Source organism: Streptomyces sp. NPDC059679 (genome assembly GCF_042734105.1).
Lineage (GTDB): Bacteria > Actinomycetota > Actinomycetes > Streptomycetales > Streptomycetaceae > Streptomyces.
Genome location: NZ_JBHWES010000046.1, coordinates 92,265 through 98,661, shown reverse-complemented (window position 1 = coordinate 98,661; position 6,397 = coordinate 92,265). Strand labels below are relative to the sequence as shown.

The following is a 6,397-nucleotide window of genomic DNA, read 5'->3' as shown; positions in this document are numbered from 1 at the left end:
CGAGGAAACCACCCTCGTCCTCTCCCACTGGCAATACCTCGCCTCCGGCTACAGCCCCGGCGAAGAACTCATTGCCGCCCAAGTACGCCACGACCTCACCCAAGCCCAACGACTCAAGACAGAAGGAGCCCCCTGGCTGTGACCATCCCCGAGGTCATGACCGCCACCCCCGCCCCTCGAAACGGAAGGAGAACCCACCCGATGACCACGGCCGCAATCACGCGCAAGTGGCACACCACGGCCGAGGTTGCCGAGATGCTCGGCTTCGGCCTGTCCAAGACCAAGATGCTCGTCCTCACCGGCGAAATCCGCTCGGTCAAGGTCGGCCGTAACCGGCGCATCCTCCCGGCCTGGGTGGACGAGTACATCAACCGCTGCGCTCAGGACGAGACCGAGAGGTGGTCCGCATGAGCGGCAAGCGCAGCAACGGTGAAGGCTCCATCTACCCCTACAAGAACGGCTTCGCCGCCTACGCCTGGGTCACCACCCCGGACGGCAAGAAGAAGCGCAAGTACGTCTATGGCAAGACGCGGACCGAGGTTCACGACAAGTGGATCAAGCTTCACACCGAGGCGAAGAAGGGGCCGGTGGCCACTTCTGCCCCCACGTTGGCGCAGTACCTCGCCTACTGGCTGCGAGAAGTCGTCGGGCCGGACCTCAAGCCCAAGACGGCCGAGACGTACGCCATGCACGTACGCCTCTACATCTCCCCCGGCCTCGGCGCGAAGCGGCTCGACAAGCTCACCGTGCGCGACGTGCGGACCTGGGTGAACAAGCTGCTCGAACAGTGCCAGTGCTGCGCCCAGGGCAAAGACGCCGCGCGTCCGAAGGAGGACAAGAACCCGGCCCGTCGGCAACGGTGCTGCGCGATCGGCCGTTGCTGTGGCCAAGTCGCGTCCCGGCGAACCGTCCAGGACGCCCGCGCGGTCCTCCGCTCGGCGCTCACGAACGCCATGACGGAAGAGCTGATCACGAAGAACGTGGCCGCTCTGGTCAAGGTCCGCTCCGGCCGGAAGCGGAAGCGCGAGCCGTGGTCGGTGGAGGAGGCGCGGACGTTCCTGGAGGCGGCGCGGAAGGCAGGCGACCCGCTTTATCCGGCATACGTGCTGATCCTGGTCCTCGGCTTCCGGCGCGGTGAAGTCCTCGGTCTGACCTGGGAGAGCGTCAATCTCGACGCGGGAGAGATCACCGTGGAGCGTCAGTTGCAGCGCATCAACCGCCAGCTGGTGCACGACGAGACGAAGACGGAGGCTTCCACGGCGACCCTGCCCCTCCCCCAGATCTGCGTTACGGCGTTGCAGCTCCGCCAGAAGGCGCAGGAAGCAGCCAAGCAAGCGGCCCGCGACCTGTGGACGGACTCGGACTTCGTCTTCACCACGCGGTACGGGACACCGATCGAGCCCAGGAACTTCAACCGGGAGTTCACCGCCCGGTCGGCTAAGGCGGGCGTACGCGGAATCCGGCTGCACGACACCCGTCACACCTGCGGGTCGCTGCTCGCCGCCCTGGACGTGCACCCGCGCATCGCGATGCAGATCCTCCGGCACAGCAAGATCGCCGTGACGATGGAGGTCTACACCCACGTCCCCTCCGAGGCGACCCGTCGGGCGCTGCGGAAGCTCGGCAAGCACCTGGGCGGGACGGACCGAAAGTAGCTGCTGTACTCCGCTGCTGTACGGCACCAAAAAGCCCCCGCCGAAATTCCCGGCGGGGGCTTTGAGCTGTGTGGACCTGAGGGGATTTGAACCCCTGACCCCCTCGATGCGAACGAGGTGCGCTACCAGTCTGCGCCACAGGCCCTTGCAGCGAGTGAAACTCTAGCATCCCCTCCGGGGTGCTTGGAAATCCGTTCCTCGCGGCCCCCGGACCGGTCCCCGCTGGTCAGGGTCACTCGTTGGCGGCGCGGGGGCGGTCCTCGTCCGCGTACTGGTCGAACAAGGGGGTGCGGCCCCGCTCGCGGGGGGCTCGGGCGGCGGGGGGCTGGTGGGTGGCGAGGTCGGGGGCGTGGGTGGGTTCGGCGGTGCTGGAGCGGGCGGAGCTCCAGGCGTCGGGGGCGCCCAGGTCGACGTTGCCGGTGGCGCGGGGGGCGACGGGCGCGGTGACGTAGGTGGGCAGCGGGACGGGCACCGGCTCCCAGCTCTCGCCGGTGGACGGGCCGCGGTCACGCTCGCGCTGCTGGTCCACCCACTCCGCATGGTCGGTCTGCTCGACCAGGGCGCGGCGGCCCGCCGCGTGCGGGGAGCCGGCCGGGGCCGGGCGGGCGGCCTCGGCACGGGCGGGCGGCTCCGCGGGGCCGTCGTCGGCGGTGGGGTCCTCGGCGGGCGGGCGGGGGTGCGGACGGCGCTCGCGGAGGCGCTGGGCGGCCAGCTCGGCGCGGCGCTGGTCCATGGTGAAGGCGAAGCGGCGGCGCTCCTGGGTGCGCAGATAGGCGATGTACGCGCTCAGCAGGACGGCCGGGAGGGCCGGGGCCCACAGGAAGGTGAGGCCGCCGACCGCCGCGACGACCGCGCCGAGGGTGAAGGCGAGGAAGAGCACGATGGTGGTGCGCCGACGGCGCGCGAGCACCTTCGCGCGCCCACTGCGGGCCGCGGCCGTGGGAGCCGACCCCGAAGGCCCGGAAGCGCCGGGAGAACCGGAAGGACCGGAGGGCCCGGAAGGACCGGAAGGGCCAGAAGAACCGGAAGGGCCGGAGGAGGGGGCCGGGGCGGGGCTGTCGGCGGGTGGGGCGGGGGGTGGCACCGGCGTGCGCATGGTCACGGGGTCGGCGAACGCCCGGACGTCGACCGCGTCGGTCACGGCGTCCGGGTCGGCCACGCGCCGGTCCGGGGCGACGGGGTCTGCCCCGGCCTCGGGGCGGTCCGTATCGTCGGCGCGGCCCTCCTGGCCCTCCAGGCCCCCCAGGACCTCGAGCTCCGCCCGTTCCTTGGCGTATCGACGCTCCATTCCCGCGCGCCCGGACAACAGCCGGATGGCGGTACTGAAGCGCTCCGTGGGACGGGCTTCATTGAGCTCGTCCTGCCTACGGAGCCACATCGGCACCAAATAGGCGGCCCAGGCCCCGACGATGACTGCGTAGATGAGGCCACTGCTGCTCACGGTCACACGGTAGAGGGGTCTGCGCGAGGCCATCTGCCAATTGGCGCGGTGTGTCGCACGATCTGGCTGATATCTCGAACTTTTTTTGTGATTGGTGGGATGACCAGGTTGGGAATGTGCTCAAATGCCGGGCGTTTTCGAACACATATTTTATTTCTGTGATGCGCTGGGCCTCATCCGGTGCCACCGGGCCAACAATCCCTCCGGAACCTCCTCCGCCGTGAGGGCGAAGACCAGGTGGTCACGCCAGGCGCCGTCGATATGGAGGTAGCGGGGGCGCAGCCCCTCTTCGCGGAATCCCAGTTTTTCGACCACTCGCCGGCTCGGCCCGTTCTCGGGCCGGATGCACACCTCGATGCGGTGCAGTCCGACCGTACGGAAGCAGTAGTCGGTGGCGAGCGCGACGGCGGTCGGCATCACTCCGCGGCCGGCGACCGCCTCGTCGATCCAATAGCCGATATGGCCCGAGCACATCGAGCCCCAGGTGATCCCGGCCACGGTCAGCTGTCCGGCCAGCCGTCCCCGGTATTCGACGACGAACGGCAGCATCCGCCCGGCGTGTGCCTCGGCGCGCAGATGGCGGACCATCTGGCGGTAGGTGGGCCGGTGGGTGACGGGGCCGGCGGGCGGGGGCGGCGGAATGGTGGCCTCCCAGGGGCGCAGCCATTCGCGGTTGCGCTGGTTGACCTCGCGCCAGGCGCGCTGGTCACGCAGCTTTATGGGGCGGAGGACCGTATCGCCGTCCGCCAGCATGACGGGCCAGGGCGCGTTCAGCTCGCGCTCCCGGGAGAACCGGCAGGACCCGCAGAACCGGCGGGATCAGGAGGGTCCGCGGGTCTGGGGTGGTCGCCGCCGTGCAGCTGCTCGACCGCGTGGACCAGGATCCGCCCCAGGACCGCGAGCCCGTCCCGTACGCCGCCGGTCGACCCGGGCAGGTTGACGATCAGGGTGGTGCCGGCGACCCCGGCCAGGCCGCGGGAGAGCGCGGCGGTGGGCACCTTGGCCAGCCCCTCGGCGCGGACTGCCTCCGCGATGCCCGGAATCTCGTAGTCGAGCACGCGGCGGGTCGCCTCGGGGGTGTGGTCGGTGGGCGAGATCCCCGTGCCGCCCGTGGTCACGACCACATCGTACGAAGCGGCGACCGCCTCGCGCAGGGCCGCTTCCACCGGGTCGCCGTCGGGGACCACCCGCGGCCCGTCGACCGCGAGGCCCAGCGCCGCCAGCCCCTCCACGAGCAGCGGGCCGCCCTTGTCGGCGTAGACCCCGGCTGCGGCGCGGTTGGAGGCGGTGACGACCAGGGCGCGGTAGGTCGGCGAGCCGTTCATGCCCGGCTCCAGTCGCCGGACTTGCCGCCCGTCTTCTCCTCCACCCGTACGTCCGTGATGACCGCGGACTTGTCCACGGCCTTGACCATGTCGATCACCGTCAGCGCGGCCACGCTGACCGCCGTCAGAGCCTCCATCTCGACGCCCGTACGGTCGGTGGTGCGGACCGTGGCGGTGATCTCCACGGCGTCGTCGGCGACCGCGAGGTCCACGGTCACGCCCGAGAGCGCGAGCGGATGGCACAGCGGGATCAGGTCCGGGGTGCGCTTGGCGCCCATGATGCCCGCGATGCGCGCGGTGGCGATGGCGTCGCCCTTGGGGACGCCATCGCCGCGCAGCAGCTCCACGACGCGCGGGGCGACGAGCACGCGGCCGGTGGCGCGGGCGGTGCGGGCGGTGACGTCCTTGTCCGAGACGTCGACCATGCGCGCCGCGCCCGATGGGTCGAGATGGGTGAGATGGTCCTGGGCGCTGCTCATCGTTCTCCCGGTCCGGGCCAGGTGGCTCCTGTGGGACGACACCGTACCCGCCGCGGGCGGCGGCCAGGCGCCTAGGTGAGCAGGACGACGTCCACTTCGGCGCCGGCGGCGACCTCCGTGGTCTCCTCGGGGACCACGATCAGCGCATTGGCGTGCGCGAGCGCCTTGATCAGGTGGGATCCCGCGCCACCCACAGGGGTGACGAGGCCGGTCTCGGCGTCCATCCCCGGCGGCTCGTACCAGCCGCGCAGGAACTGGCGCCGCCCCCGCGGGGAGGACTCGACGCCCTCGGGGCAGCGGGCCCGCACGATGGGGCGGTGGACGGGGCCGGTGCCCATCAGGGTGCGGATCGCGGGCCGTACGAACAGCTCGAACGAGACATAGGAGCTGACCGGGTTCCCGGGGAGGGCGATGAACGGGACGCGGTCCGGGCCGACCCGCCCGAACCCCTGGGGCTTGCCCGGCTGCATGGCCAGCTTGCGGAAGTCGACCTCCCGCATGGCCTCCTTGACCACGTCGTACGCGCCGACGCTGACGCCACCGCTGGTGACCACGATGTCCGCCCGGCTCAGCTGGTCCTCGACGGTGGCCCGCAGTGTCCCGGCGTCGTCGGCGACCGCGCCCACCCGGAAGGCGATCGCCCCGGCGTCCCGCGCGGCGGCGGTGAGCTGGAAGCTGTTGGAGTCGTGGATCCGGCCCGGGCCCGCCTCCTGGCCGGGCTGGACCAGCTCGCTGCCGGTCGACAGGACCACCACGCGCGGCCGCGGCCGCACCCTGACCGTGGCGCGCCCGAGCGCGGCCAGCAGCCCGATCTGCGGCGCCCCCAGGATCGTGCCGGCGCCCAGCGCCAGCTCGCCCGCCCTGGCGTCGCAGCCGCGGGGACGCACATGCTGCCCGGTCGTGGCCGGGCGGTACACCCGCACCCTGCCGCTCGCGCCCTCAGGGGCCTCGCTGTGGGCGGGCATGGCGGTGACCGGCCCCTGGCCGAGGCCGCCGTCGGTCCACTCGACGGGCACGACGGCCTGGGCGCCGGGCGGCAGCGGGGCTCCGGTCATGATGCGCGCGGCCTCGCCGGGCGCGACGGCGGGCGCGGTCTCGCTGCCCGCCGCGATGTCTCCGATGACGGTGAGCACCGCGGGGTAGTCCTCGGTCGCCGCCGCGATGTCGGCCGTACGGACGGCATAGCCGTCCATGGAGCTGTTGTCGAACGGCGGGAGGGCGGCGGGGACGGTGACGTCCTCGACGAGGACGCAACCCTGGGCTTCGAGCAGCTGCAGCTCGATCGGGTCGAGGGGGTGGAGATGGTCGAGGATGTCGTCGAGATGCTCGGCCACCGTCCAGAAACGGTCCGCACCCCGACTCTCACCCCGGCCATCGCCGCTCCGGCCCCCGCCCCGATCCTCGCCCCGGCCCGGCCCGGACGAGCCGGGCCGCTGGCCCGGCCCCGGCTCCTGATCCGGGCCCTGGTCGGTGGCGCGTGCTGCGGTGCTGCTCACA

Annotated in this window: 7 protein-coding genes and 1 tRNA gene; 2 read left to right on the top strand and 6 right to left on the bottom strand. The window is 71.9% G+C overall.

Annotated elements, in window-relative coordinates:
• Positions 1 to 201: 201 nt before the first annotated feature.
• Both ACFV2X_RS36505 and xerC read left to right on the top strand, forming a co-directional pair.
• A complete protein-coding gene (locus tag ACFV2X_RS36505) occupies positions 202 to 411 on the top strand; it encodes an excisionase family DNA-binding protein (protein WP_385625126.1) in 210 nt (69 codons plus the stop codon).
• Entirely contained in the window at positions 408 to 1,655 is a 1,248-nt protein-coding gene (xerC, locus tag ACFV2X_RS36500) for a tyrosine recombinase XerC (RefSeq protein ID WP_385625124.1), read from the top strand. The genes ACFV2X_RS36505 and xerC overlap by 4 nt, the downstream gene beginning before the upstream one ends.
• 71 nt (positions 1,656 to 1,726) lie before the next feature.
• Here xerC and ACFV2X_RS36495 read toward each other — a convergent pair.
• The 6 genes from ACFV2X_RS36495 to glp form a co-directional block, all read right to left on the bottom strand.
• Positions 1,727 to 1,800: transfer RNA gene (locus ACFV2X_RS36495), tRNA-Ala, on the bottom strand.
• 87 nt (positions 1,801 to 1,887) lie between these two features.
• Complete coding sequence (glpR, locus tag ACFV2X_RS36490; protein ID WP_385625123.1) at positions 1,888 to 3,096, bottom strand: gephyrin-like molybdotransferase receptor GlpR; 1,209 nt, start codon at positions 3,094 to 3,096, stop codon at positions 1,888 to 1,890.
• A gap of 150 nt (positions 3,097 to 3,246) precedes the next feature.
• Positions 3,247 to 3,849 (bottom strand): GNAT family N-acetyltransferase, encoded by a 603-nt coding sequence (locus tag ACFV2X_RS36485; RefSeq protein WP_385625121.1) that lies wholly within the window; start codon positions 3,847 to 3,849, stop codon positions 3,247 to 3,249.
• Between the two features lie 17 nt (positions 3,850 to 3,866).
• Positions 3,867 to 4,421, bottom strand: a complete 555-nt coding sequence (locus ACFV2X_RS36480) for a molybdenum cofactor biosynthesis protein B (RefSeq protein ID WP_385625119.1) — start codon at positions 4,419 to 4,421, stop codon at positions 3,867 to 3,869.
• Complete coding sequence (moaC, locus tag ACFV2X_RS36475; protein WP_385625117.1) at positions 4,418 to 4,900, bottom strand: cyclic pyranopterin monophosphate synthase MoaC; 483 nt, start codon at positions 4,898 to 4,900, stop codon at positions 4,418 to 4,420. The genes ACFV2X_RS36480 and moaC overlap by 4 nt, the downstream gene beginning before the upstream one ends.
• Positions 4,901 to 4,971: 71 nt before the next feature.
• The gene (glp, locus tag ACFV2X_RS36470; RefSeq protein WP_385625115.1) at positions 4,972 to 6,396 is read right to left on the bottom strand and encodes a gephyrin-like molybdotransferase Glp; all 1,425 of its coding nucleotides are present in this window, start codon (positions 6,394 to 6,396) and stop codon (positions 4,972 to 4,974) included.
• Between the last annotated feature and the right edge of the window lies 1 nt (position 6,397).